Annotated in this window: 25 protein-coding genes; 11 read left to right on the forward strand and 14 right to left on the reverse strand. The window is 65.2% G+C overall.

All coding sequences use genetic code 11. The features are described from left to right. Positions 1 to 30: 30 nt before the first annotated feature. From HV711_RS05890 to HV711_RS05925, 8 genes are all read right to left on the reverse strand, one after another. A complete protein-coding gene (locus tag HV711_RS05890) occupies positions 31 to 1,833 on the reverse strand; it encodes an NAD(P)/FAD-dependent oxidoreductase (protein WP_035478230.1) in 1,803 nt (600 codons plus the stop codon). Positions 1,834 to 1,917: 84 nt separating this feature from the next. Continuing rightward, the gene (locus HV711_RS05895; protein ID WP_028360126.1) at positions 1,918 to 3,084 is read right to left on the reverse strand and encodes a sigma-54-dependent Fis family transcriptional regulator; all 1,167 of its coding nucleotides are present in this window, start codon (positions 3,082 to 3,084) and stop codon (positions 1,918 to 1,920) included. A gap of 254 nt (positions 3,085 to 3,338) precedes the next feature. Beyond that, complete coding sequence (locus HV711_RS05900; protein ID WP_028360125.1) at positions 3,339 to 4,034, reverse strand: PqiC family protein; 696 nt, start codon at positions 4,032 to 4,034, stop codon at positions 3,339 to 3,341. Next, positions 4,031 to 5,647 carry a PqiB family protein gene (locus tag HV711_RS05905; RefSeq protein ID WP_035478233.1) on the reverse strand — a complete coding sequence of 539 codons (1,617 nt, stop codon included), beginning with the start codon at positions 5,645 to 5,647 and terminating at the stop codon, positions 4,031 to 4,033. Before HV711_RS05905 ends, HV711_RS05900 begins: the two co-directional genes overlap by 4 nt. Beyond that, entirely contained in the window at positions 5,640 to 6,302 is a 663-nt protein-coding gene (locus HV711_RS05910; RefSeq protein WP_035478235.1) for a paraquat-inducible protein A, read from the reverse strand. Before HV711_RS05910 ends, HV711_RS05905 begins: the two co-directional genes overlap by 8 nt. Then, positions 6,299 to 6,997: a paraquat-inducible protein A gene (locus HV711_RS05915; RefSeq protein ID WP_035478237.1), complete on the reverse strand. Its 699-nt coding sequence runs from the start codon at positions 6,995 to 6,997 to the stop codon at positions 6,299 to 6,301. Before HV711_RS05915 ends, HV711_RS05910 begins: the two co-directional genes overlap by 4 nt. A gap of 77 nt (positions 6,998 to 7,074) precedes the next feature. Beyond that, positions 7,075 to 8,019: a DUF2950 domain-containing protein gene (locus tag HV711_RS05920; protein WP_013591933.1), complete on the reverse strand. Its 945-nt coding sequence runs from the start codon at positions 8,017 to 8,019 to the stop codon at positions 7,075 to 7,077. 20 nt (positions 8,020 to 8,039) lie between these two features. Then, the gene (locus HV711_RS05925; protein ID WP_028360121.1) at positions 8,040 to 9,386 is read right to left on the reverse strand and encodes a DUF3300 domain-containing protein; all 1,347 of its coding nucleotides are present in this window, start codon (positions 9,384 to 9,386) and stop codon (positions 8,040 to 8,042) included. A gap of 655 nt (positions 9,387 to 10,041) precedes the next feature. Here HV711_RS05925 and HV711_RS05930 point away from each other — a divergent pair. After that, positions 10,042 to 10,491 (forward strand): glycine zipper domain-containing protein, encoded by a 450-nt coding sequence (locus HV711_RS05930; RefSeq protein WP_013591935.1) that lies wholly within the window; start codon positions 10,042 to 10,044, stop codon positions 10,489 to 10,491. A gap of 104 nt (positions 10,492 to 10,595) precedes the next feature. On the opposite strand, the gene HV711_RS05935 is transcribed toward HV711_RS05930, so the two are convergent. Next, positions 10,596 to 12,602 carry a bifunctional DedA family/phosphatase PAP2 family protein gene (locus HV711_RS05935; RefSeq protein ID WP_028360120.1) on the reverse strand — a complete coding sequence of 669 codons (2,007 nt, stop codon included), beginning with the start codon at positions 12,600 to 12,602 and terminating at the stop codon, positions 10,596 to 10,598. A 173-nt stretch (positions 12,603 to 12,775) separates the two neighbouring features. Continuing rightward, positions 12,776 to 13,519 (reverse strand): glycine zipper 2TM domain-containing protein, encoded by a 744-nt coding sequence (locus HV711_RS05940; RefSeq protein WP_035478240.1) that lies wholly within the window; start codon positions 13,517 to 13,519, stop codon positions 12,776 to 12,778. Positions 13,520 to 13,730: 211 nt separating this feature from the next. Between HV711_RS05940 and HV711_RS05945 the strand changes: the two genes are divergently transcribed. Both HV711_RS05945 and HV711_RS05950 read left to right on the forward strand, forming a co-directional pair. Then, positions 13,731 to 14,090, forward strand: coding sequence for a hypothetical protein (locus tag HV711_RS05945; RefSeq protein ID WP_035478242.1), 360 nt, complete (start codon positions 13,731 to 13,733; stop codon positions 14,088 to 14,090). Positions 14,091 to 14,208: 118 nt separating this feature from the next. Beyond that, positions 14,209 to 14,685 (forward strand): OsmC family protein, encoded by a 477-nt coding sequence (locus HV711_RS05950; RefSeq protein WP_028360117.1) that lies wholly within the window; start codon positions 14,209 to 14,211, stop codon positions 14,683 to 14,685. 46 nt (positions 14,686 to 14,731) lie between these two features. Here HV711_RS05950 and HV711_RS05955 read toward each other — a convergent pair whose 3' ends face one another. After that, positions 14,732 to 14,965, reverse strand: a complete 234-nt coding sequence (locus tag HV711_RS05955; protein ID WP_028360116.1) for a hypothetical protein — start codon at positions 14,963 to 14,965, stop codon at positions 14,732 to 14,734. A gap of 75 nt (positions 14,966 to 15,040) precedes the next feature. Continuing rightward, positions 15,041 to 15,508 (reverse strand): Lrp/AsnC family transcriptional regulator, encoded by a 468-nt coding sequence (locus HV711_RS05960; RefSeq protein WP_013591941.1) that lies wholly within the window; start codon positions 15,506 to 15,508, stop codon positions 15,041 to 15,043. A gap of 151 nt (positions 15,509 to 15,659) precedes the next feature. Here HV711_RS05960 and HV711_RS05965 point away from each other — a divergent pair, with 151 nt between their 5' ends. Beyond that, positions 15,660 to 16,334, forward strand: coding sequence for a LysE family translocator (locus HV711_RS05965; protein ID WP_013591942.1), 675 nt, complete (start codon positions 15,660 to 15,662; stop codon positions 16,332 to 16,334). A gap of 41 nt (positions 16,335 to 16,375) precedes the next feature. Here the strand turns inward: HV711_RS05965 and HV711_RS05970 are convergent, their stop codons facing one another. After that, the gene (locus HV711_RS05970; protein WP_035478244.1) at positions 16,376 to 16,549 is read right to left on the reverse strand and encodes a DUF1289 domain-containing protein; all 174 of its coding nucleotides are present in this window, start codon (positions 16,547 to 16,549) and stop codon (positions 16,376 to 16,378) included. A 158-nt stretch (positions 16,550 to 16,707) separates the two neighbouring features. Between HV711_RS05970 and HV711_RS05975 the strand changes: the two genes are divergently transcribed. Then, on the forward strand, positions 16,708 to 17,028 hold the full coding sequence (locus HV711_RS05975; RefSeq protein ID WP_013591943.1) for a YnfA family protein: 321 nt from the start codon (positions 16,708 to 16,710) through the stop codon (positions 17,026 to 17,028). Positions 17,029 to 17,037: 9 nt separating this feature from the next. Here HV711_RS05975 and HV711_RS05980 read toward each other — a convergent pair whose 3' ends face one another. Beyond that, complete coding sequence (locus tag HV711_RS05980; protein WP_013591944.1) at positions 17,038 to 17,547, reverse strand: DUF1993 domain-containing protein; 510 nt, start codon at positions 17,545 to 17,547, stop codon at positions 17,038 to 17,040. 298 nt (positions 17,548 to 17,845) lie between these two features. On the opposite strand from HV711_RS05980, the gene HV711_RS05985 reads away from it, so the two are divergent. From HV711_RS05985 to HV711_RS06010, 6 genes are all read left to right on the forward strand, one after another. Continuing rightward, entirely contained in the window at positions 17,846 to 19,405 is a 1,560-nt protein-coding gene (locus HV711_RS05985; RefSeq protein WP_035478248.1) for a S53 family peptidase, read from the forward strand. A gap of 90 nt (positions 19,406 to 19,495) precedes the next feature. Then, a complete protein-coding gene (locus tag HV711_RS05990; RefSeq protein ID WP_013591946.1) occupies positions 19,496 to 21,151 on the forward strand; it encodes a S10 family peptidase in 1,656 nt (551 codons plus the stop codon). Positions 21,152 to 21,324: 173 nt separating this feature from the next. Beyond that, complete coding sequence (locus HV711_RS05995; protein ID WP_035478249.1) at positions 21,325 to 21,954, forward strand: hypothetical protein; 630 nt, start codon at positions 21,325 to 21,327, stop codon at positions 21,952 to 21,954. Positions 21,955 to 22,078: 124 nt separating this feature from the next. Further along, positions 22,079 to 22,438: a hypothetical protein gene (locus HV711_RS06000; protein WP_013591948.1), complete on the forward strand. Its 360-nt coding sequence runs from the start codon at positions 22,079 to 22,081 to the stop codon at positions 22,436 to 22,438. 306 nt (positions 22,439 to 22,744) lie between these two features. Then, positions 22,745 to 22,891 carry a hypothetical protein gene (locus tag HV711_RS06005; RefSeq protein ID WP_013591949.1) on the forward strand — a complete coding sequence of 49 codons (147 nt, stop codon included), beginning with the start codon at positions 22,745 to 22,747 and terminating at the stop codon, positions 22,889 to 22,891. A gap of 5 nt (positions 22,892 to 22,896) precedes the next feature. Further along, positions 22,897 to 23,163, forward strand: coding sequence for an RNA-binding protein (locus tag HV711_RS06010; protein WP_013591950.1), 267 nt, complete (start codon positions 22,897 to 22,899; stop codon positions 23,161 to 23,163). Positions 23,164 to 23,308: the final 145 nt, after the last annotated feature.

The raw sequence follows: 23,308 nt of genomic DNA on the forward strand, positions 1-23,308 counted from the left end.
AACGACGAGCCGGCCGCTAAGCGTTGTCGCCTACGACAGGTGATGCACTTCCTGCAATCCGAATACCGGCGTCGGGATACCCTCCATGCGCGCCTTCAGTTGCAAAGACAGATATTGTGAGTAATGTCGCGACTGGTGCAGGTTGCCGCCATGAAACCACAGCGCCTCCTGCCGCGTGGGCTTCCACATGTTGCGCTGTTCGCCTTCCCACGGCCCCGGGTCTTTTGTCGTATTCGAGCCAAGGCCCCACACTTTGCCGACCTTGTCCGCCACCTCGCGCGAGATGAGGTCCGCCGCCCAGCCGTTCATCGATCCGTAACCCGTTGCGTACACAACGAGATCCGCTTCGAGTTCGCTGCCGTCGCTAAGCAGTACGGAATGCTCCTTCAGTTCGACCACGTCGACGCCGCTTTTCAGCTTGATCTTGCCGTCGGCGACGAGTTCTGACGCGCCCACGTCGATGTAGTAGCCCGAGCCGCGGCGCAGATATTTCATGAAGAGGCCGGAGTGGTCATCGCCGAAATCGAGCATAAAGCCGCTTCTTTCAAGGCGCGCATAGAACTCGGCGTCGCGCTCGCGAATCGCATTGAAGACCGGAATCTGGAACTGATGAAGAATCGCATACGGAATGGATGCGAAGGTCAAATCCGCCTTGGCGGTTGTCATGCCCGCGGACACCGCGCGCTCCGAATACAGGTCGCCGAGTGCGAGATCCATGAGCGAATCGGACTTCACAATGTGCGTAGACGAGCGCTGCACCATCGTCACGTCGACACCCGCTTCCCACAACGCCGCGCAAATATCATGAGCCGAATTGTTGGCGCCGATCACGACGACCTTCTTGCCCTGATACGCGTCCGGCCCGGGGTGCTGCGACGAATGATGCTGCTCGCCCTTGAACACATCCATGCCCTTGAAACTCGGCATATTCGGTTTGCCGGACATGCCGGTCGCGAGCACGAGTTGCTTCGGCCGCAAGGTGATGGGCTGTCCGGCTCGCTCCACTTCGACGATCCATTCGCCGTTCGCTTCGTCGTAGCGCGCCGATTTGCACACGGTCGAGCCCCAGTAGTTCAGTTCCATGACCTTCGTGTACATCTCGAGCCAGTCGCCGATCTTGTCCTTCGGCGTGAAGACCGGCCAGTTGTCCGGGAAGGGCAGGTAAGGCATATGGTCGTACCAGACCGGATCGTGCAGGCAAAGCGTCTTGTAGCGCTTGCGCCATGCATCGCCGGGCCTTTCGTTCTTATCCACGATGATGGTGGGCACGCCGAGCTGCCGCAGCCGCGCACCGAGTCCAATGCCGCCCTGGCCGCCGCCGACGATCAGGCAATACGGTTCCTCCGACACGCCGAGCGCGTCGAGCTCGGCCTCGCGCCGCTCTTTCCAGCTCGTGCGGTCGCGACGCGCACCGTGTTCGGCGCCCATCGGCCGGCGCAATCCTTTGGGTTCCTCATGACCCTTGAGCTCGGCCATTGTGGTGAGCAGTGTCCAGATCCGGCCTTCCTTCAGACGGATAAAGCCGTTGCCGCGCGCGACGCCCGTTTCGAACGTGATCCAGCCTTGCGTCACGCCGTCCGTTTCCGTTGCGGGTTCGCCATCCGCGAGCCGAAGCTTCGACGGTTTGATTGCGCCCAACTGCGCGTCCAGCATCGCGGCAATCTGCTCGCGACCTTCGAGCGTCTTGATGTTCCAGGTGAACGCGACGAGGTCGCGCCAGTAGCACTCGGGCTGAAACAGGTCGACGGCAGCCTGCGTGTCGCGGCGTTTCAACGCGGCTTCGAGGCTTTCCAGCACATTGGATATGGCCTGATTCGCGGTGTTGGCAGACATGGTTGCTCCTCCATACGAAACGGATAGTTAAACTTCGGTGGGAATGCGGGTTCTGTGCCCGCTCAAGGAATCGCTACCGCGCCGCTAGCATTTGTGCGGCGGCAGGATGCGCAGCTTCGCGATGCGTCGGTACAAGGTCGCGCGCGATACGCCGAGCGCTTGCGCGGCCACGTCGGTACGCCACTTCGCATTGTTCATCGCGTCGACGATACGGCTGCGCTCGAGCGCGTCGCTCTCTGACATGACCGGCGTGTCGTGCGGCACGGTGTTGCCGCTCGTGGCGCTTCGCTCGTCCGGCGTGGCGCTGCTGCGTCTCGAGATGCGCGCGGCCGACGGTGGACGCACCCGCGCATAGAGCGGCGAGCCGGTTTCATTCACCCTCAGTGACACAAGACCGCGGCTCGACTTCGCATCGAACAGGCGCTCGGGCGCCACGTCGAAAAGCTCCGAAACGTGACGGGGCAACGCATGCAGGGCCGGCAGACATTCGCGCGCCCGCCGGTTCGCAGCAACGACGTGGCCGCATGCGTCTATGGCGATCAGAATTTCCGGCTGCGCTTCCACGTAATGCCGGTTGCGATGCGCGAGCAGTACCCAGCAATCGGCGGCGGCGTTCAGGAAGTAAGCGTCTTCGATCAGCAGCGCACTTTGCCGCACGATGTGATTGACGAGCCGCTGGCTTTCGCGATCGTCGGGAGAGCGCACGGCGGACGCATCCAGCACGCCGAGTAACTCGCCGTGCAAACCGAAGATAGGCGACGCGCTGCACGTGAGCGTGGTGAAGGCCGCGCGAAAATGATCGCTTCTATGCACGGTGATCGGCTGTCCGTCGAGCAGCACGGTCGCGACGCCGCAAGTTCCTTCCTCGCTTTCCGACCAGCACGAGCCGAGATACAGTCCCGCGCGCTTGAAGTCGTGGCGGCGATCCTTGTCGACGCGGTAGTCGATCGTCACGCCCTGTGCATCGGTCAGCATCACACAGTAGTCCGCTTCGCGCACCATCTCATGCAGGCGCGACAGACATTGCCCCGAGGCGCGCAGAAACGATTCCTCGCGATGCTGCACGTCGCGCAGTTCCGGCACCGTGAGGATGCGCGGGCCGGCGGTTGCGCCCGGATCGAGATGATATTGCTCGAGCGAACGCCTATACGACGACGCGAGCCGCTTGCCGTCTGCGCCGGGACGCTGCGTCCGTCCTTCGATGACGTTGCATATACGATCGATATGTCTCGTGGACGGAACGTAGGGCATGAGAAGCCTCCGGGCGAAACCCGCGCAAATTCAGCATGAATTCAGCGTGGATCAGGGTGTTGGAGACATTCTGCACTACGCTGCAGCGGGTGTCTCCGAAGCCTTTAACGCACGGTTCTTTTTTAGCATGGGCGAATCGGGAGATCACACTGCAGTGCACCATCGTTGCCGGTGAGAATTTTTTCTCAAGGGAGCGAGCGTGCTGCCTTGACGGGCATTGCCAGAGCGAAGAGGGTTCTTTTTCCCTTGAGGCCTTACTGCGCAACACATGGGATGGGCGCTTGACGAGGCGCGAGGCGATGGGCGCGCGCCGCGGCGTCGAGCGCGCGGATGCCGCCGGCAATATCCGCCGAGATCTGTTGAAGCGCTTTCCGGTGCCCGGCCACGAGCGCGTCGTTGCCCGCGCCGACCGATTCGCTCACGACGCTGCGGCATGTCAGCGCCGCATCTTCTGACAATGCTCGCACGCTCCACACCGCGTCGATCAGCGCGTGCGAGCCCGGCCACGATTCGAAACGCTGCACGCTCACGTGGACGCGATATATCGGCACACCCGCGGGGCGCGGAGAACGCGAGACGTCGAGCGTATCGAGCCGCTCTGCGAGTTCCTGCGAGAGCGCCAGACGGATTTCGTCGGCGGGCAACGAAGCCCAGCGGGTCTGCTCCAGTACATTGACGCGATTCGCGTCGGCCTGCACGACAAACGCGGTTCGCGCGACTTGCGCGGGCACGTCGACGGTGGCGACGTCGATCATCAACATCGGGGGCGCAGCGCTGCGGGTATGACTGGGCGGCACACCGCCGACCAGCGTGTAAAAGCCGCTCGGCGGCGACGAACATGCGCTGAGCAGGGCCAATCCGCTCAACCCGGCCCACGCCGCGAACACGGCGAGCGCCGCGAGCGAATTGCGCAACTGGGGCGCTTTCCCGTGATTTGCATGGGCGCTCATGGCTTGTCTCCTGTTTTGCCGCGCAGGAGCGATTCCGGATGACGCTCCAGATAATCGGCCAATGCATTGAGCGACTGCAGCGTGCGCGTCAGTTCCTGCAACGCCTGATGCATGTCGGACTGCATCGGCGAGTCCTGCCTGAGCGTCGCCTCAGCGGAACTGAAAGTCTGCTTTGCCGCTGCAAGCGTGTCGCGCGCCTGCGGCATCACTTCCGTGCTCAACTGTGCAAAGAGCTTGTCGGCGTTCTTGAGCGAATTGTTCAGGTTGTTGCCGAGCTGGTCAAACGGAATGCGTTCCAGCTTCTTCGCGATGTCGGCAATCTGCGTTTGCAATGCGTCGAGCGAATTGGCAATGGTCGGCAGTTCGAGCGGATCGCGGGCGGGGTCGAAGCTGACGGGCGCGGCCTTCGGGAAAATGTCGAGCGCGACATACAACTGGCCCGTCAGCAGGTTGCCGGTGCGCAACTGCCCGCGCAGGCCGCGCTCCACGAGATGCCGCAGCAGTTGCTGGTTTTCGGTCGTGCCGCGTTCGGGAACCGGTGTGCCGTGGGCGCGCCGCCTCAGGCGATCGGGATACAGTTCCAGCGTGACGGGCATCGTAAAGCTATGGGTCCCCGGATCGTAGTCGACGCCGATGTCCGTCACCTGGCCGAGCACAATGCCGCGAAAATCCACCGCGGCGCCCACCGACAAGCCGCGCAGCGACTGATTGAAATTCATCACCGCACGCACGGGCGTGCCGTCCGGGGCGCGCATCGCATCGGCTTCGTCGGACGCGAGGCGGAAGCTCGTGTGGTCCGCTGCCTGCGGTCCCGGCGCCTGACCAGGCGGCGCGCGGAACGAGAGACCGCCAATCAGGATGGACGTGACGGATTGCGTATTGACGACGAAGTCGTTGGAATCGAGCCGCACGTTCACGCCGCTTGCATGCCACCAGCGCGAATTGGTGCCGACGTACTGATCATATGGCGCGGCCACGAACACCTGCATCGTGACGCCTTTACCGTCCTTGTCGAGAGAAAGTCCGTACACCTGACCAACCTGCATGCGTCGGTAAAAGATGGGCGAGCCGATGTCGATAGAGCCGAGGGACTCGCCATGCAGCGTGAAGCGACGGCCCTTCTGGTCGCCGGTGACGGGCGGGGGCGCTTCCAGACCGACAAACGCGTTCTGTGCGTCGTTCGAGCGGCCGGCGTCCACGCCGATATAAGCCCCCGAAAGCAGCGTGCCGATTCCGCTGACGCCGCTTGCGCCGATTCGCGGACGTACCACCCAGAAGCGCGTGTCCTTCACCGCGAAGTCGTCGGCCTGCTTGCTCAATTGCACCGCCACCTCCACGTGCGAATGATCTTTTGAGAGCGTGATCGCTTTGACCGAGCCGACCACGACGTCTTTGTACTTGACCTGGGTCTTGCCCGGCTCGAGACCTTCGGCATTGTTGAAACTGATCGTGACCACCGGGCCGCGTTCGGTGATCGACTTGACGACAAGTGCGACGCCGATCAGCGCCGCGATCAGCGGCACGGCCCAGACGAGGGAGGGGAGCCAGCTGCGGCGCGGCTCGACGTCTGGATCGGGTGCATCCAGCATGGGGGAGTCTTCTCGCTTATTCATGGGGTGGCTCTATAGCGGGGCTGGACGTGGGCGGGCTTGCGCCTTCGACGTTGTCCCAGATCAGTCGCGGGTCGAATTGCATGGAAGCCAGCATAGTCAGGATGACTACACAACCGAAGGCGAGCGCTCCGGGGCCCGCGGTGATGACCGCAAGCGACTCGAAGCGCACCAGGGCGACGGTCAGCGTGATCACGAACACGTCGAGCATCGACCAGCGGCCGATGCGCTCGACCATCCGGTACAGCTTTACGCGCTCCATGGGACGCCATGTCGAACGGCGCTGCGCGGTGACGGCCAGTAACGCGAGGACGCTCAGCTTGAGCATCGGCACAAGAATGCTCGCGACGAATACGACAATGGCGAGCGGCCACGACCCGGAGGTCCAGAAATAGATGACGCCGCTGATGATCGTGTCGTCTTCCGAACCGACCAGCGACGACGTATGCATGACCGGCAGCAGATTGGCCGGTACATAGAGAATGGCAGCCGAGATCAGCAGGGCCCAGGTACGCGACAGACTGGCGGGATGGCGGGCGTGCAGGCGGGCGCCGCAACGCGTGCAGGACTGCGCGCCGCGGCCGGCCGCGCGCGGTGCGACGCGCGCGCAGGAGTGACAGACGAGCAGCCCGGCGTGGGAGGCGGTCAGTGTCTTCATCGCGCAGGACGCTGGTTGCGCCATGGACCGCGCGGCGCGACAGTCTGCCGAGAGTTGCTGCGGATGCCGCCAGGAGGTGCGGCGCGACGCGTGTGGATTTCATCGGCGAGGTCCCAGAGCGTGCGGGGATCGAACATCACGACGAGCACCAGAAGCAGCGTGAGCGCACCGAATGCGAACAGCGCCGCGCCGGGCACGACGTGCGCGAGGCTCACCATCTTCACGATGGTGACGAGCACGCCGAGCATGAACACTTCGATCATGCCCCACGGCCGCACGAACCGGATCGCGCGCAAAATGCGATTGAAGGCGGGCGGTACATAGCCCTGACGAACCGCGACCAGCAGGTACAGCAGCGCTGCGAACTCGGTCAGCGGAAACAGCACGGTCGAACAGAACACCATTGCGGCGACGAGTTGCATGTCCTGATTCCACAGCGCGACGAGCGCGCCCAGGAGGCTCGTGCGCGAGGTGATGCCGCCCGTTTCCAGTTCGAGGAGAGGCGAGCCCAGCGCGATGACAAACGTGAACAATGATGCAAGCGTAAGGGCGCATATGCCGTCGAGCGGGCGCGCCATGCCGCGAGACAGGACCGCGCCGCAGCGCCGGCAATACGCGCACGACTTGCCGCGCGCCCGCGGCTTGCGGAACAGCGCGTCGCACTCGTGGCAGGCAATCAGGTTGTCGTGATTCATAGGAACGTCGGCATCTGGTTCGGCGATGACTGCGGCGCACTGCCGCCATCGCCGTGCGTTGCATCACTCGCGATCATTCATGGCTCGACGGCCTGCCACGAACGATCCGGATCGAACGCTCTGAGTGCAGCGGCTCTTCGCGATGATTCGTAGCCGAGGTTCTTTTGATAAACCTGGCCGTCCTGATTAACGATAAAACTCATCACGCCGGTCTTGCCGTATTCGGCGGGCCAGGCAACGAGGCCATAGCCTTTCGCCAGCTTGCCGTTTTCCAGGTAATCCAGCGGCCCGCCTTTCGCGTGCGGACCCTGTGCGGTCAGAATACGGAAGTGATAGCCGTGATAGCCCTGCTTGCTGACTGAACCGATTTTCGGCATCGCGGCTGCGAGCGGGCCGAGCGGGCTTTGCGCTTCACCGGACGCGGTGGGCCAGTAGAGTCCGTCGCGTTTGCCCGGCGCGCTGATGAGGCGCTGCGCGAAGTGGCCGGTCAACGCGCGGTAGTCCCGTTGCGCATCGAGATAAGCAAGCGAGGTCTGGATCGCCGCGTGCTCGTTGCGGCCGATTCGCCGTGTGAGAATTTCGTCGCTGCCTGCGGCGGGATCGAAGCGCCAGCCGTCTGCTGCCTGCACGAGCGGAATGGGCAGCGTCCAGCCGCTCGTGCCGACCGACAGATGCTTGCTCGGGCGGCCGTGCAGCGGCGCGGCGTCGTCGATAATCCGATGGCCGGCAGCCCATGCGCCCAGGAACTCGTAGATGTCTTCCTCGCCGACGTCCTTCGACGGAATGAAGCGGTTGTAGTACTTGCCGAGCACCTGTTGCATCGCCGCTTGGTCGTTGGTGGCGAGCGCGTCGACGAATGCGGCGACGGCGGCGTCCGGCGTCGGGTAGACGGCCTGAGCGTGCGCCGGTGCAGTGCAGGCAAGGAGTGCCGAAAGCGCAACCGTGGTGCGGGCGAGGTGACGCGACAAAGGCAAAGCAGTGACTTTCGCGACGCTAGCGCGAATCGATTGAATGCGGTTCATGAGCGGCTCCTGGATGTCGTTCAACGTTGGCGGCCCAGATGGCGCTGGCCGCCGCCGCCCGCGCCGAGGCCGCCATGTGGCTGTGCTGCGGCTGGGCCGAGCGCGTTGCGTGGCTGTGCGCCGCCGGTGCCGAGACCGCCGCGCTCCTGTGCCCCACTGGTGCCGAAACGCCCGCGCTCCGGAGTGCCGCCTCCGCCCGAGCTCCCGCGCTCCTGTCCGCCGCCTGCGCTGAAGCCATTGCGCGCGCTGCTACCCTGCGCCTCGCGGCTCGCCTGCCCGCGCTGAATGTCCTGCCGCGCGGCTGCGCCGTTGCCGGCGCCGCGCAGCGCGTTGTCGCGATTCAGGTTTTGCGCGCTCGCCCGAACGTTTCCACCGTTCGTGCCGCCGTGCTGAATGCTTTGCAGGCGCTCGCTAGCGTTGCCGCCCAGATTCTGGCCAGTGCGGCTCTGCAACGCCTGCTGTGCCTGCGCACGAGAGGCCGAGACGTCACGCCCGCGGTACGCGTCGCGCTGCGCACTGCCCAGATTGGCGGATGCGTTGCGGTTGAACGTCGTGTCGCGGTTCCATCGTGCCGTGTTGCTGTTCACGTCGAGGCGCCGGTTCACGTTGATGTTGTTGTACCGGTTCACATTGATGTTGACGCTGTGGTTGTTCCAGTTGACGTCGCTCCACAGCGCGCTGGTGATGGCCACGCCAACGCCGAACGCGAGGCCGGCGGCGAGTCCGCTCGCGGCCGCATAGCCCGGAGGCGGCGGCACATAGACCGGCGGATAGGCGGGGTAGGGCCACGTTCCGTAGACCACCGTCGGGTTATATGTGGGCACATAGACGACCTGCGGGTTGGCCGGCACGATCTGGATGGTGCTCTCTTCGACGATGACCTTTTGCTGCTCGCTCGTCTTCAGATTGCCGGTTTGCTGCGCCTGTCTGCGCAAACGCTGGACCGAGTCCATCACGTCGTTTGGCTGCGCGAGAAAGGCATTGCCGAGTTGCGCGACCCAGTCGGGCTTGGACGCCACGGTGGCGAGCACCTGCGGAAACGCCACCAGCGACTGCACGCTCGGGTCCCACGATTCGCCTGCGACCGCTCTCACCGCGTCGTCGCCTTTCGTGTTCGGATGGGCGCGCGACCACGCCGCGGCGGCTGCGATGTCCTGCGGAAAGGTTGAGGCCATCAGCACCTGCGCGAGCAGCGCGTCGGGATAGAGCGCGATAGGCGCGCTTAACGAATCCAGCTGCTGATTGGATATCCTGGCGGCGGTCTGTGCCTGAGCCGCGGGACTCGCGGCATCGAGCACGGCCGGCAAGCCGGCCAGCACGGCAAGCGCAATAAGCGTTGCCCTCTGGTTTGCGCCTGAGCGTTTCACGATGAAATCTCCGTGTGTCGAAGTTGCATGTCTCGTAGGGGTGAGGGCGGGCGCCAACCCTCGTTGCGCGCCCGCATGAGCGTGGTGCGTGGCCCGGGGGGCGCGGCATGATAAACATCGGACTACGAAATGACGCGTGTCCGAACGGAATATCTGGAGGCGCTGGGTCGGGCTTTTATTGGAACCTCTATCCCCTTCAATGGCGAGATTATTAGCTCTTTTTCATGCGGAATTGCAATGCCTGAATAGAACAAATTCGGGTTGAAGTCGGCGAAAAGATCACCTAAGACAACGTCCCAAAAAATGACTTTAGGGCGATCAAATAGTGTTTGGAAAAAACGTATGTATACCTAATCATCGTCTTGCTTTTGGCCATGAGCTTTCCTATCTTCAAGGCGAGAGGGGCTTGATGACCCGCATCGTAGCGCAGGAATCGATGTCCGCGGTGTTAAGTAAAGCTGTTCGCGTTTAGTTGTATGGGGCTCCGTTGCGGCAAACCTGTTAAGTAGTATGCGTGGCGTATTGGCTGCGCAGGCAGCGCTTGGGTGGCGCTTAGATAGTGCTTAGATAGTGCTTAGATAGTGCTTAGATAGTGCTTAGATAGTGCTTAGGCAGCAATATCCAAAAGATCAGCTTTACTGAATAAAGGCATCAAATGAAGCGATTCGCCGCAGTGGTCCTGGCAAGCGCGAGCGTGCTTGCTTACGCTCAAAAACCGGCAACCTATCCCGCACATGGACAAAGCCAACAGCAGCAACTGTCGGATGACGGTGCGTGTTACGCCTGGGCGAAGCAGAGCACCGGCATCGATCCGGCTGTCGTCGCGCAGACGCCCGCGCCACCACCGGGCCCGACCGGCGCACGCGTCAGAGGCGCGGCGCGCGGGGCGGCGGCCGGCGCGATCGTCGGCGACGTGAGCGGCAATGACGCGGGTCACGGCGCCGCAGTGGGAGCGGCCGCGGGCGCGCTCGCCGGCGGGGCGCGCAGCCGTCAACAGCACGCGGCACAGGCGCAGGCTGCCGAGGCTTCGCAGCAATCGGCGATGAACACCTATTGGCGTGCGTACGGCGCGTGCATGCAAGGCAAGGGCTACACGGTCCAATAGCACGCGCTATGAAGGCAGTGACGCGGCAGAGCCCGCAAACGTCGAGCAAAGGCGAGGCGATCGGAGCCAGTCAGACTGTCGGCGCGATGCTCGAGCAACGTGAGTTACTGCGCCACGGAGGCAAGCAGCGACACCGGCACTCCGTGACAGCTTTCTGTCGCGACCACGGTGACGCCTGAGTTGCCGCCTGGCTTCACGCCGGTCTCATACGAAGAGAACTGCCTGTCGACGCGCACGAGGTTCAGCGGCCACGAGGCCCGCGAGAGCCGTTCATGTGCGATCGAGCCGACCCACAGCGGCATGGCGGACGTGCCGTTGTCGACTGCATAGCCGCTCGGCCAGAAGCGCAGCACGTCGCGCTGGTTGCGCGTGCCGCCCGGCCGCATGAAAACGAGCGACGAGGGCACGCCGTTGTTCAGCTTAGGCAACACGGGCAATGCGGTGGCGGGCACATCCGGCGAGGCGAGCGAGAGCAGGCTATGCGCGGACAGATCGGTGCCCTCCAGCCATCCTTCGTCGCGCAGTTGGCGGCGCAGCGATTCGCCGTCAGAGACCCATTGCAGCGTGAGCGGCTCCTTGCGGTCCCCGCCCATGTCCGAGCGATAGCAGGGCAGTTGCTTCCACACCGAATGGGTCCACTGTTGCTGCGTGACGTGCGCGAGCGGCAACGCAGCGGCGGCGCCGGGCGGAGCGGCCATCATCCCGAGACCGGATTGCACGCCCACGCTCGCGAGCACGACCCCCAGCATGATGGCCGGCATCCAGCGGCGCGCGGGCGGCGGCTCGGGGTGCCGCACGATCGCACTGAGCGCGACAATGGCGACCCACATATAGGCGAGCGCCGCGCCGCCGATCGCGTCCGACAGCCAGTAACCGCCGAAGTACACGCCCGCGAGCGCAACGAGGATCACGACGAGGGTCGTCACCGTGACGACGAAGACCCCTTCGAGCATGCCGACCCGCCTCGCGAGCAGAAAGGCGAGGAAGCCGTACACGATGACGGCGGCCGCCACGTGATTGCTCGGAAACACGTAGGCCTGCGTCATTAGCCCGTTGGGCGCGGCGCGCTGCATCGCCAGTTGCAGGGCGAAGATCAGCATCTGCGAAAAGACCACGGCCGCCAGCCAGTAGCCGATGGTGCGCCAGCGCCGCTCCCACGTCATCCACAGCGTGACCGCGACGATCAGCGCGGCGAGCGTGCCGGTGCTGCCGAGCGTCGCGAGGCCGGCGAGCACGGCGTCGCCCCACGGCGTACGCACCGATTGCATGAAGCGATAGACGGACTGGTCGACATGCGTGATGGGATCGCCCGTGATCACGTCTTCGAGAATCCCGAAAAAGAGTGCGCCGCACGCGAGCACGATCACCGAGGCGACGAGGATGCTCGTCGCGTCCGGTGCTTCGGGGTCGAGCAGCCTGCGCGCGGCACGGCCAAGCGGGCCAGGGTGGCGGCACGCCCAACTGCCGAGATGACGGCCGGCCGCATTCGACCACGCGTGGGCATGCGAAAGCAGGAGTGCCGCTGCGCGATAGCTGAGCCAGATGCTCGCCACGAGCAGCGCGAGAATCACAACGAGCCTGAACGACACCGCGCCGGCGAGCAGCACCGACGCGCCGAACACGACGCCTGGCAGGATATGCGCCGGCGCCCACAGCAGCGCGGACAGCACGTTCATCGCGTAAAAGCGCACGGGCGGCATGCCGAGCATGCCGGCGACGACCGGCACGATCGCGCGCAAGGGCCCGACGAAACGCGCGAGCACCACGCTCTTCGCGCCGTGCTTGCGGAAAAACCGGTAACCGGCGTCGAGGACTTCGGGATGACGGGAGAACGGCCAGAGCCTGACGATCCGGCTCTTGTAGCGGCTGCCGAGCCAGAAGCTCAAGCCGTCGCCGGCGATGGCGCCCGCTATCGCCCACGCGAGCACCCAGCCGAGGCCGAGCGAGCCGGTGCCGGTGAGCGCGCCCGCGAGGAACATCGCGGTACTGCCGGGAATGAACGTGCCGATGACGGCAACCGCCTCGAGAAAGGCCGCGAGAAACACGACCGTGAGCATCCATTCCGGATGACCGGCCAGTAGATGCAGGAGGTGGACGTACGCTTGCTCCATCGTGCGCGATCAGCCGTTTGGGCGCCGTTTTTGGCGTGACGACCGATCATAACGCGCACGCAGCAGTTCTATGGCTCGCTCAGTCTCATTTCTCGCGCGCCGGTGGTAGCCCGGTTCATACGCCGGTCCATACGCCGGTCCATACGCCGGGTCGCGCGAGAGCCGTCAAACGGTCAGGAAGCCGTGAGCGTGTCGCCCGAGACGTGCACGCGTTCGCCGATCTGCACGGGCGGTTGCGTCTGATAGTCGAAGTTGCGGTAGCTGCCGTCCTGCATGCGCACCTGAACCTGGTAGGTGGTCTGCTTGCGTACCGCGTGTTCGATGCCGTTGCCTGCCAGCCCGCCGCCCACCGCACCCGCGATGGTGGTCAGGATCTTGCCGCGTCCGCCGCCGATCTGGTTGCCGACCAGGCCGCCGGCAACCGCGCCGCCGAGCGCACCGAGACCGGTGGTCGGCTCGGGCGACTGCACCGTGTTGATGGCGACCACTTCGCCGCTATACGGGTCCGCGGGGACCGGCCGCGCCGCGGCGGGTTCGTTGGCCGTCTGGTAGCCGTCATTGCCGGCATATCGCGGCGCGGCCGTGCCGCCGCTATGCGTGCGATGAACCGGCGGCCTGACAGGCGCTGCGTGCGGGACCGGCTGTTGTGCCGTTTGCGCGATGGCCGGCTGCGGTGCCTGCGTCGCGGCTTCCTGCGCCCGCGGCGCCTGCGTCGCACTGAGCGCCCCGCTTGCGGTTTGGGCGGCCACTGTCGACGGTGCGGGCGACGGCTCGGTCACCGCATGCGAAGTGGGCAACAAGCCGGTCATGGCGGCGATCCCCGTCGCGCTTGCGAGGATGACGGCGACGGCCGCGCCGGCGATCAACGGATGGATACGGCTGCGCGGGGAAGTGCTGGTTGTGACGTTCGTGTTCATGGCGGACTCCGCGGGTAGATGCCTGCAATAACGCTCGCGCGAAGCGTCCGGTGCACGCTCCGCCCGCGCGCGTTTGTAAGCATTTGTACGACCTGCCACGGTGGCAAGCCGCGCGAGCGCCGACGCGGACAGAACCTGTTACGAGCGTGAACGAAGCCCGCGCCGGCTCGTCATACCGGGTGAGCAGCGCGTTATCTGACGGAGTGGAGCAATGAATATCGCAACTGGCCGTCTTGCGGCGGCGGTCATGATCACGGCGTGTCTGTCCGGCGTGAGCGGATTGGCGTGCGCGCAGACAGGCGGCAACCGCGCGGGCAATGGCGGCTTGAGCGCAGCGCCTTCGAGTGGAAACGCGGCGGGCGGCACGGGCGCGATCGGCTCGACGCTCAGCCCCACGCCGGGACTTGCGACGCCTGGCGGCGCGCTGGGCAGCGGCCCGGCCGGCGGCACGGGCCTCGGGCTCGGCGCAAGCCGCGTGCCCAATAATATGCGCGCGAACGGCACGAGCCTGAATCAGAACCCCGACCCGCGAGTGCCCAACCTGAGCGGCAGGTCCGCGGTGCCGCGCTAGGCAGACGTGCGTGCGCGGCGGGTCGGCCCGGGTCGGCCGCGGTCTGTCGCCTGAGCCCGGGTCGGCGGCTTAAAATAGTTGTTCCATCCACCGGTTCATTCGACTACAGGAAGCGCGCATGGCATACGGCGAGCACAACTACAAGGTTTCCGTGCAGTGGACGGGCAATCGCGGCAGCGGCACCTCCGGCTATCGCGACTACGGCCGCGATCATGTGATCGCTTCGGGAAGCAAGCCGGCCATTTCCGGCTCGTCCGACGCCGCATTTCTCGGCGACGCGAGCCGTTGGAACCCGGAAGACCTGCTCGTCGCCTCGGCGTCGGCCTGTCACAAACTATGGTATCTGCACCTTTGCTCGGACGCGGGCATCGTCGTGGTGGATTATCGCGACGACGCCGAAGGAACCATGCGCGACAGCCCGCAGCAGGGCCGCTTCTCGCAGATCGTGCTGCGCCCGCGCGTGGTCGTTCAGGCCGGTGCCGACGTGGAAACGGCGCGGCGTCTGCATCACGCGGCGCACGAGAAGTGCTACATCGCAAACTCGGTCAATTTTCCGATTCTGTGCGAGCCGGTGATCGAAACGCGCGCCAGCTGAGCGGCTGGCGGCAACGCGTGCGATAAGCGGGGCGCCGGCGCCGCCTTCAGCGATTGCCGTCGAGCAGCTCGCCCAGCAGTTCGTCGAACGCGGCCTGGGCGTCTTCGAGTTCCTGCAGCGCGGCGTCGAAGGTCTGCAGCGCGAATTGCGAGGGCTTGCCGCTGCCGGCCGGCGGGAACTGCGACTGCAACGACGCAAAGGCGCTTTTCACCCGCTGCGTCGCGGTCAGGACGCGCTCCATGGCGGCCGTTTCTTCTGCGCGCGCTTTTTCGTGATCGATGTTGTCCATGGGAACTCCGTGTTCGTCGATGCGGCTCGCGCCGCGTGAAATGGCGTGACTATGCCACGTTCGCGCTCACAACAGCGGCAAGCCGCCGTCGGCCTTCACTTCGCGCAACGATAACGCCGACTCCACCGACGTCACGCCCGGCAGGCTGCGCATCTGGTCGCGCATGAACGTGCCGTAGTCGTCGAGGTCGCGCGCCACCACTTGCAGGATATAGTCCGCGCTGCCCGACACGTTATGACACGCGATGATGCGCGGGATGGCCTGCACCTCGCGCTCGAAGCGGTTGGCGAGATCCTTGTCGTGCACGGCAAAGCGCACAAGCACGAAAGCGACCACGCCGAAACCGAGCGCCGGGCGCGCGAGCACGGCGCGGTACTGGCCGATGTAGCCGTCGTTTTCGAGGCGCTTCAGGCGCCGCGCGCAAGGCGTTTCGCTCAGGCCCACGAGTTCGGCGAGCTTCGCATTGGACATGCGGCCGTCTTTCTGGAGCGCGGCGAGAATCGCGCGGTCGATCTTGTCGAGGTCGGTTGACATGGGCGGGCGCTTTGGGTGTCGTGGCGAAAATCGGTCGAAAACGCGGCCATATTAGCGCATTCCTCCATTTCTGGTTCCATGAGACCGGAAATTCGCCAACAAACCCTCCGCCGACGATAGCAACATAGAGCCCTGAAACAAGGAGGCTCACATGATTTCCGCACACTTGCTCGCTGTCTATATCGCCGCGCTGCTGGTCGTCTACGCGATACCCGGCCCGGACATGGCGCTGATCCTGCAAACGAGTATCGGGCGCGGCGTGCGCAGCGGGTTCGCGGCCGCGTGCGGGCTCGGCGTGGCGCGCGCGACCCACGTGACGCTGTCGGCTTGCGGCGCGGCCGCGCTGCTTCGCAACGCGCCCTGGCTCTACGACGTCGTGCGTTACGGCGGCGCGGTTTATCTCGCGTGGGTCGGCATTCAGATTTTCCGTTCGCCTGTGTTTGCGCTGCCCGACGCCGGCGCAAAGCGCGCTGAGTCGGCCGATGAAGCCGGCTCGACCGGGCACGCTTTCGGCGCGGGCGTGCGCCAGTTGCGGGCTGCGTTCGTCAAAGGCTTGTTGACCAATCTGCTGAACCCGAAGGCGCTGCTGTTCTGCTCCGTGCTGTTGCCGCAGTTCCTGCGGCCGGAGGCGGGACCGGTCTCGTTGCAGATGATCGAGCTCGGTTCGGTGCTGCTTGCCGTCGGCATGTGCTTCGACCTTGCCTATGCGGTCGGCGCCGCGCGCATTGCGCAATGGGTGCGCGCGCATCCGCTTGCGCAGACGCTGCAGCGCTGGACTTTCTCCGCGGCGCTGATCGGCTTTGCAGTGCGGCTGTCGCTCGATTGAGCGCGTGGCCGGGCTGGCCGTGCCGATAGCATGGGGCGGCGCTATTGGTTCAGCTTGCGCTCGCGGCGCGAGCGGTCGTCGATAATTTTTTTGCGGTGCTTGTCTTTCATCTTCTTCCAGCTTTTGCATTCGTCGCGCGTGCGCAGGCAGCCGATGCAGTAGCCGGTTTCGCTGTCGAATTTGCAGATGTCGATGCAGGGCGATGCAGTGCTCATGTCGGGCAAAGGGGTCGTGAACGGGTGAGACGTGCCGCGACTGTCGCACAGCCTCGACTCGTGCGCCAGGTGATTGTGTTAATAAGGGCGATAGCGCGCCGGCCTGCGCGCGCGCCGTCGCGCGCGGCCACACCAGGAACACACATGACTTATCGCCGATGAAAACCCTGCTGCTTTACGCGATTACCGCCGTTGCCGAAATTCTCGGCTGCTATTTGCCGTGGCGCTGGCTGAAGGAGGGCGGCCCACTCTGGCTGCTTCTGCCGGGCGCGCTCAGCCTCGCGCTCTTTGCCTGGCTGCTCACGCTGCACGGCACCGCCGCCGGCCGCGTGTATGCGGCGTACGGCGGCGTGTATGTGGCGGTGGCGATTGCCTGGCTGTGGTGCGTCGACAAGGTGCGCCCGACGCTCTGGGACGCGGCCGGCGTCGCGGTGACGCTGGCCGGCATGGCGATCATCGCCTTCCAGCCGCGCGTGTGACGGCTGCGCTTACTTGAGCCCGCCGAGATAGTCGAGCTTGCCGAGTTCCACCCCGTTATGGCGCAAGATGTCGTACGCCGTGGTCACGTGGAAGAAGAAGTTCGGCAGCACGAAACCGAGCAGATACGACTGGCCCGTGAACTCGATCGGGCCGGTGCGCATTTTCAGCGTGATCGCGCGTTCCTCGGATCCGTCGATCTGCTGCGGGCTGAATTCCTTCAGATAGTCGATCGTCTTTTGAAGGCGGGCATGCAGCTCGTCGAAGGTCTGCTCGACGTCTTCGTATTTGGGCGCTTCCACGCCCGCCAGCCGCGCGGCGCAGCCCTTCGCGGTATCGCTCGCGATATACACCTGACGCACGAGCGGCAACATGTCCGGCGCGAGGCGGGCGTTCGTGAAGACCGACGGTTCGATCTGCTTCGCGGCGGCGTGCGCCTGAGCCTTCCCGAGGATGGCTTGCAGATTGGCGAGGCCGCGGATCAGCACGGGCAGTGATGCTTGATACATCGAAATTGACATGGGGTTCCTCGGATTCTTCGATCGTGCGCGCACGACGCGCGCGAGGCAATGTAACGGCGCAATGGCCGCTGCAGCATCATAGCGGAGCGCTGCGGACTGTGCATGAGACGGCCGCCGCATTAGCCATTCGGCCGACTGCCGCGCATGCCGGAACTGTGGTCGAATGCATGGGTCCGAAGGTTTGCGCAGTCGTGCGCGCAGCACCTTGTAATAGCTGTCGTCGGTCAGCGAGTGGATGGGGCGCCCGCGCCGCTCCGCGTCGCAGCCGGCGCCGTCATGCCAGGAGGAGAACCGATACATGGCCACCAAGCACCCGCTGCCCGGAAGCGAGCGAACGGTAGAACAAGGTTCGAAATTGATCGGAGCCTGCGATCCCGCGGAGAAGATCGAGGTTTTCGTCATGCTGCGCCGCCAGCAGCAGGCGCAGTTCGACGCGCTCATGAGCCGCATCGAGGCCGGCGACCCCAACGTGCAACCGCTGTCGCGCGAGGCATTGGCCAAAGACTATGGCGCCGCGCCCGGCGACATCGCCAAAGTCAAGGCATTTGCCGCCGCGCATGGACTGACGGTGGTGCGTGAGGACGCGGCCGCGCGCTCGGTGTTGCTGTCCGGCACCGTCGCGCAATTCCAGAGCGCATTCGAAGTCCGGCTCGACAAATATGAGCACCATACGGCCGGGGAATTCCGCGGCCGTACCGGCGCGGTCAACGTGCCGGACGATCTGCATGGCGTTGTCGAGGCGGTGCTCGGGCTCGACAACCGCCCTCAGGCGCGGCCGCACTTTCGCATCCGGCCGCCGTTTAGCGCCGCCCGAACGCACCAGGCTTCGTTCACGCCGCTGGAACTGGCCTCGCTCTACCAGTTTCCGCAAGGCGACGGCGGCGGGCAGTGCGTCGGCATTATCGAGCTGGGCGGCGGCTACGATCCGGCGGATCTCAAATCCTATTTCGCGAGCCTCGGCGTGCCCGCGCCCACGGTCAAGTCCGTGAGCGTCGATCAGGCGCGCAACGAACCGACCGGCGATCCCAACGGGCCCGACGGCGAAGTCACGCTCGACATCGAGATTGTCGGCGCAATCGTGCCGGGCGCCACGATTGCGGTGTATTTCGCGCCGAACAGCGATGCCGGTTTTATCGACGCGGTGAGCCGCGCGGTGCACGATACGGTCAACAAACCGTCGGTGATTTCCATCAGCTGGGGCGGTCCGGAGTCGATCTGGACGAGCCAGTCGCTGGCGGCGTTCAACAGCGTGCTGCAAAGCGCGGCGGCGCTCGGCGTGACGGTGTGCGCGGCGTCGGGCGACAGCGGGTCGAGCGACGGCGCCGGCGGCGGCAATCACGTGGATTTTCCGGCGTCGAGTCCCTATGTGCTCGCGTGCGGCGGCACGAGCCTGAGCGCGTCGGGCAGCGCGATCACGCACGAGGTGGTCTGGAACGACGGGCCGCAAGGCGGCGCGGGCGGCGGTGGCGTCAGCGCCGCGTTTGCGCTGCCCGCGTGGCAGGATGGCCTCTCGGTGGTGTCGTCGGCGGGCGGCAAAAAGCCGCTCGCGAAGCGCGGCGTGCCGGATGTCGCCGGCGACGCTTCGCCGCTCACGGGCTACACGGTGCTCGTCGCGGGCACGCAAACGGTGGTGGGCGGCACGAGCGCCGTCGCGCCGCTGTGGGCAGGGTTGATCGCCCGCATCAACGCGGCCCGAGGCGCGAGCGCGGGCTTCGTGAATCCGAAGCTGTACAAGGCGGCGGGCGCGTGCAACGACATCACGCAGGGCAACAACGGCAGTTTCGCGGCATCCGCGGGCTGGGATGCCTGCACGGGACTCGGCAGTCCCAATGGTCAGAAGGTGGCCGCCGCACTATAGTCGGCAGGAGGGTCGGCAAGGAGGTCGGCAACCAGCCCGGCAACCCCTTGCAGTACCGGCACAAGACGTGAACGTACCCATGGAGCGATCATGACAAGCACAGAGCCAGCGTCCGTTAGTCCGCAGTCGCCGCACAATTCAGAAGCTTCCGCGAAACCCGCCGCGCCTCACGGCAAGCGCAAGGCGGCCGATCAACCTTTCTTCGATCCGGTCGCCTACGGTAACGGGCCGGACGATTCCGTCACCGCGACCGACGAGAGCGCGGCGATCACGCATCACTCGGTCACGATAGGCGGCAAGAAGATCGATTACACCGCGACGGTCGGCCATCTGGTGATCGTCGACCCGAGCAGTTCGGAGCCGGCGGCGCGCATGTTCTACGTCGCCTTCACGCAGGACAACCAGAAAGAGGAAACCCGGCCGCTCACGTTCTTCTATAACGGCGGGCCGGGTTCTTCGGCGGTGTTCGTGCTGCTCGGCTCGTTCGGGCCGCGCCGCATCAAGACGTCGATGCCGAACTTCACGCCGCCCGCGCCCTACACGATCGAGGACAATCCGGACAGCCTGCTCGACCGGAGCGACCTGATTTTCATCAATCCGGTCGGCACCGGCTATTCGGCGGCGATCGCGCCGAAGAAGAACCGCGACTTCTGGGGCGTCGATCAGGACGCCGATTCCATTGCGCAGTTCATCAAGCGTTTTCTGACGAAGAACAACCGCTGGAATTCGCCCAAGTATCTGTTCGGCGAGTCGTACGGCACGGCGCGCAGCTGCGTCGTCGCATACCGGCTGCACGAAGGCGGCGTCGACCTGAACGGCATCACGCTGCAGTCGTCGATTCTCGACTATACGCAGGCTGGCAATCCCGTCGGCGCATTGCCCACGGCCGCCGCCGACGCGTGGTATCACAAGAAGCTCGGTGTCGCGCCCCGGCCGACGGATCTCGGCGCGTTCGTCGAAGAAGTCGCCCAGTTCGCGCGCACGGACTATCTTGCGGCGCTGCGCAAATTTCCAACCACGGATTCGGCGACGGTCGAAAAGCTCTCGGAATACACCGGCATCGACAAGACGACCTTGCTTGCGTGGAGCCTCGACATTGCGTCGTACGACAGCCGAGGCAACTCGCTCTTTCTGACCACGCTGCTGAAGTCGCAAGGTCTCGTGCTCGGCGCGTATGACGGCCGCGTCACCGCCATCGGCACCGGCATTGCCGGCAAGATCGACCCGAACTCGGGCGGCAACGATCCGACCATGACCGCGGTGTCGGGCGTCTACACGACCATGTGGAACGTCTACCTGAACGAGCAGCTGAAGTACACGTCGAACTCGGCCTTCACGGACCTCAACGATCAGGCGTTCCAGTTCTGGGACTTCAGCCACATCGACCCGACAGGCGCGCAGAAGGGCGTGGACGACAAGGGCAACGTGATCCTTTATACGGCCGGCGACCTGGCCGCGGTCATGGCGCTCAATCCCGATCTGAAGGTGCTGTCGGCAAACGGCTTTTACGATTTCGTCACGCCGTTCTATCAGACCGTGCTCGACTTGCAGCAGATGCCGCTGCTCAGTCAGCAGGTTCGGCAGAATCTGTCGGCGCGCTTTTATCCGTCGGGCCACATGGTTTATCTGGACGGCGCGTCGCGCACGGCGCTGAAGGCCGATCTCGCGAACATGTACGACTCGGCGGTGGCCAACACCGAAGCGCTTGGCCGGATTCGGGCGCTTCAGGCGCGGGTCGCGCATTAGCGGGCAGGGCAGGTATCCACGGCGGCAGCGGGTCGCCGTGGAGTTCGTGGAAAGCCCGTTAAGACGCACGCCGAAGCTGCGCTTAACCGGGCTTTTTTTACGCATGCCTCGTGGATATGTTTTAATTGTCTTGCGAATTGAACTACTGCGCGCCTTGAGAGGCGCGCCGACGAATGAACGCAGGCATTGCAGACAGGCGTCGCAACGGCTGTTCCGGCGACCACAGCGGCAGTATCTTTCGACCCTATTCACCGGCGGTGAGGCTACGGCGCGCGCATGTTTCGCTTCTGCTGGGTTTGAGCGCGCTCGCGGCGTTGCACGTCTGCGCGGCGCACGCACAGCACGCGGGCATGCTCGACGAGCGCGTGACCCAGCAATCGATCCGCGAGACGATATGCCGGCCGGGCTATGCGAGCGCGGTGGCGCCGCCGTTCGATGAACTCATGGCGCATAGGGACCGCATGCTCGCCGAGCGCGGCATCGACGCCGACGACGGCGCGGACTTCGCGCTCGATCGGCGGGTGCCGGTGGTGCTCGGCGGTTCGCCGGATGCGCCGTCCAACCTCGGCCTTCTGCCTTGGGCGGGACGCCAGGGCGAGCGGCGCAAGGCGCGCGCGGCGGTCATGCTCAAGCGCTGCGTCTGCGAAGGCAAGCTGAGCCTCGCTGAAGCGCAGGCGGCGATCGTCGGCGACTGGTCTGTGGTCTATTCGGGATTCAGCCAGGCGTCCTGCGACATCAGCCGGCTGGACGTCGCGACCGGCGCGGAGAACCGGCGTCGAGCGGAGCGCAGTACGTCTCCGTAAGGTCGCGGCGCGGCTGTGAATGTGCTGTCCCGAGCCGTGAGCCGACTGGCTCCGGCGCTCTCACGCTCCAGCAACGCGCGTCCGCGTTCAATTGCCGACCACACTCATTCCCCGGAGAATTACCATGTCCCATTCATCTCTTGCCGCCGCGACTCTGGCCGCGCTGACGTTGGCGGGCGCAGCCGGCAGCGTGCCTGTCTTCGCCGCCGAGTCCGCCCATTGCGGCACGGCCGAAGCGCTGCGGATCCGCGGCGACGTGCCCGCCGCCATCAGCTTCGACGTGTATCGCCAGTTGCGTCCGCTCAATGCACAACGCATCGCGCTTTTCCAGTCCGCAGGCGAAGTGAAACACCTGCCGGACGGACTCGCAGTGTGCGAAGTCGCTGACGACGGCGTGGACGATCCCTCCGCGGTCCTGGTCGAATTGCCGCAGGGCAAGAACGCGTGGTGGGTCAGCGCGGCCAATGTACAGGACGCCGACTGACGCTCGCCCGCTGTGTCCGGTTTTTCCATCGACGGCATGAGTGCAACGAACGGCGGCGCGCCGCGAGGCCCGCTTCTTGCGGCCGGACTCCGCGTGTAACGAGTCGGCGGCGCCGCAGCGCTCAGACAGCATCGGCCGGCAGGGAGCCTCGCTGACGAACGGACATCGCGTGGTTCGGGTACAGTGCAGTGATCCTCCTCGAATGCATGTTTGCCGTTCTGACGCCGCGTCGCATCGCATGTACGATTGCCGGTGACTACCCTCGCGCAGGGCGCGGGCGGGCCCACCGAAATACGGAGATTCCAAATGATTGCTTTCTACCTGTCATTGGCCGCGCTCGGCGCGGCGGGCGCCGCATTCATCCGCGAACTGGCGGTCGCACGGGCTAAAGAGCGCGCGGGATTGCGCCCCGCGCGCGTGCGCGCCGACAGGCGCGGCAGCCGTCGAGGGTAGGCCGCATGAACCTGATCGTGCGCAACATCGCCCCGTCGTGCAGCGAGCAGGAGGTGCGCGAGTTCCTTATGCGCGAGCTCGGGCATTACGCGCGCAACGTCGAAGTGATCGACGCCGGCAAGCCCGGCGCCTACGCGACTGTGGAACTGGACGCGCAAGTGCCGTATGTCGGCGAAGTCATCGCGCGGCAGATTCACGGCAAGCACCTAGGCGGCGTGGCGCTGGAGGCAAGCGCCGATCTGTTCACCGACGACCCGCCGCCGGCTCACTAGGCGCCACTATCGGGGCCGAGGGCGGGGGCCCGGCGCTCAGCAGCCGAGAGGTCCGAAGCCCCAACGCCCCAACGCCCCAAGCCCCAAGCCCCAAGCCCCAAGCCCCAAGCCCCAAGCCCCAAGCCCCAAGCCCCAAGCCCCAAGC

This window comes from Paraburkholderia phenoliruptrix, from assembly GCF_902859825.1.
Classification (GTDB): domain Bacteria; phylum Pseudomonadota; class Gammaproteobacteria; order Burkholderiales; family Burkholderiaceae; genus Paraburkholderia; species Paraburkholderia phenoliruptrix.

Coding starts and splice junctions, on each gene's coding strand:
- HV711_RS05890 (WP_035478230.1), bottom strand. CDS start 1,833: ATGTCTGCCAACACCGCGAATCAGGCCATATCCAATGTGCTGGAAAGC.
- HV711_RS05895 (WP_028360126.1), bottom strand. CDS start 3,084: ATGCCCTACGTTCCGTCCACGAGACATATCGATCGTATATGCAACGTC.
- HV711_RS05900 (WP_028360125.1), bottom strand. CDS start 4,034: ATGAGCGCCCATGCAAATCACGGGAAAGCGCCCCAGTTGCGCAATTCG.
- HV711_RS05905 (WP_035478233.1), bottom strand. CDS start 5,647: ATGAATAAGCGAGAAGACTCCCCCATGCTGGATGCACCCGATCCAGAC.
- HV711_RS05910 (WP_035478235.1), bottom strand. CDS start 6,302: ATGAAGACACTGACCGCCTCCCACGCCGGGCTGCTCGTCTGTCACTCC.
- HV711_RS05915 (WP_035478237.1), bottom strand. CDS start 6,997: ATGAATCACGACAACCTGATTGCCTGCCACGAGTGCGACGCGCTGTTC.
- HV711_RS05920 (WP_013591933.1), bottom strand. CDS start 8,019: ATGAACCGCATTCAATCGATTCGCGCTAGCGTCGCGAAAGTCACTGCT.
- HV711_RS05930 (WP_013591935.1), top strand. CDS start 10,042: ATGAAGCGATTCGCCGCAGTGGTCCTGGCAAGCGCGAGCGTGCTTGCT.
- HV711_RS05935 (WP_028360120.1), bottom strand. CDS start 12,602: ATGGAGCAAGCGTACGTCCACCTCCTGCATCTACTGGCCGGTCATCCG.
- HV711_RS05940 (WP_035478240.1), bottom strand. CDS start 13,519: ATGAACACGAACGTCACAACCAGCACTTCCCCGCGCAGCCGTATCCAT.
- HV711_RS05945 (WP_035478242.1), top strand. CDS start 13,731: ATGAATATCGCAACTGGCCGTCTTGCGGCGGCGGTCATGATCACGGCG.
- HV711_RS05950 (WP_028360117.1), top strand. CDS start 14,209: ATGGCATACGGCGAGCACAACTACAAGGTTTCCGTGCAGTGGACGGGC.
- HV711_RS05960 (WP_013591941.1), bottom strand. CDS start 15,508: ATGTCAACCGACCTCGACAAGATCGACCGCGCGATTCTCGCCGCGCTC.
- HV711_RS05965 (WP_013591942.1), top strand. CDS start 15,660: ATGATTTCCGCACACTTGCTCGCTGTCTATATCGCCGCGCTGCTGGTC.
- HV711_RS05970 (WP_035478244.1), bottom strand. CDS start 16,549: ATGAGCACTGCATCGCCCTGCATCGACATCTGCAAATTCGACAGCGAA.
- HV711_RS05975 (WP_013591943.1), top strand. CDS start 16,708: ATGAAAACCCTGCTGCTTTACGCGATTACCGCCGTTGCCGAAATTCTC.
- HV711_RS05980 (WP_013591944.1), bottom strand. CDS start 17,547: ATGTCAATTTCGATGTATCAAGCATCACTGCCCGTGCTGATCCGCGGC.
- HV711_RS05985 (WP_035478248.1), top strand. CDS start 17,846: ATGGCCACCAAGCACCCGCTGCCCGGAAGCGAGCGAACGGTAGAACAA.
- HV711_RS05990 (WP_013591946.1), top strand. CDS start 19,496: ATGACAAGCACAGAGCCAGCGTCCGTTAGTCCGCAGTCGCCGCACAAT.
- HV711_RS05995 (WP_035478249.1), top strand. CDS start 21,325: ATGAACGCAGGCATTGCAGACAGGCGTCGCAACGGCTGTTCCGGCGAC.
- HV711_RS06000 (WP_013591948.1), top strand. CDS start 22,079: ATGTCCCATTCATCTCTTGCCGCCGCGACTCTGGCCGCGCTGACGTTG.
- HV711_RS06005 (WP_013591949.1), top strand. CDS start 22,745: ATGATTGCTTTCTACCTGTCATTGGCCGCGCTCGGCGCGGCGGGCGCC.
- HV711_RS06010 (WP_013591950.1), top strand. CDS start 22,897: ATGAACCTGATCGTGCGCAACATCGCCCCGTCGTGCAGCGAGCAGGAG.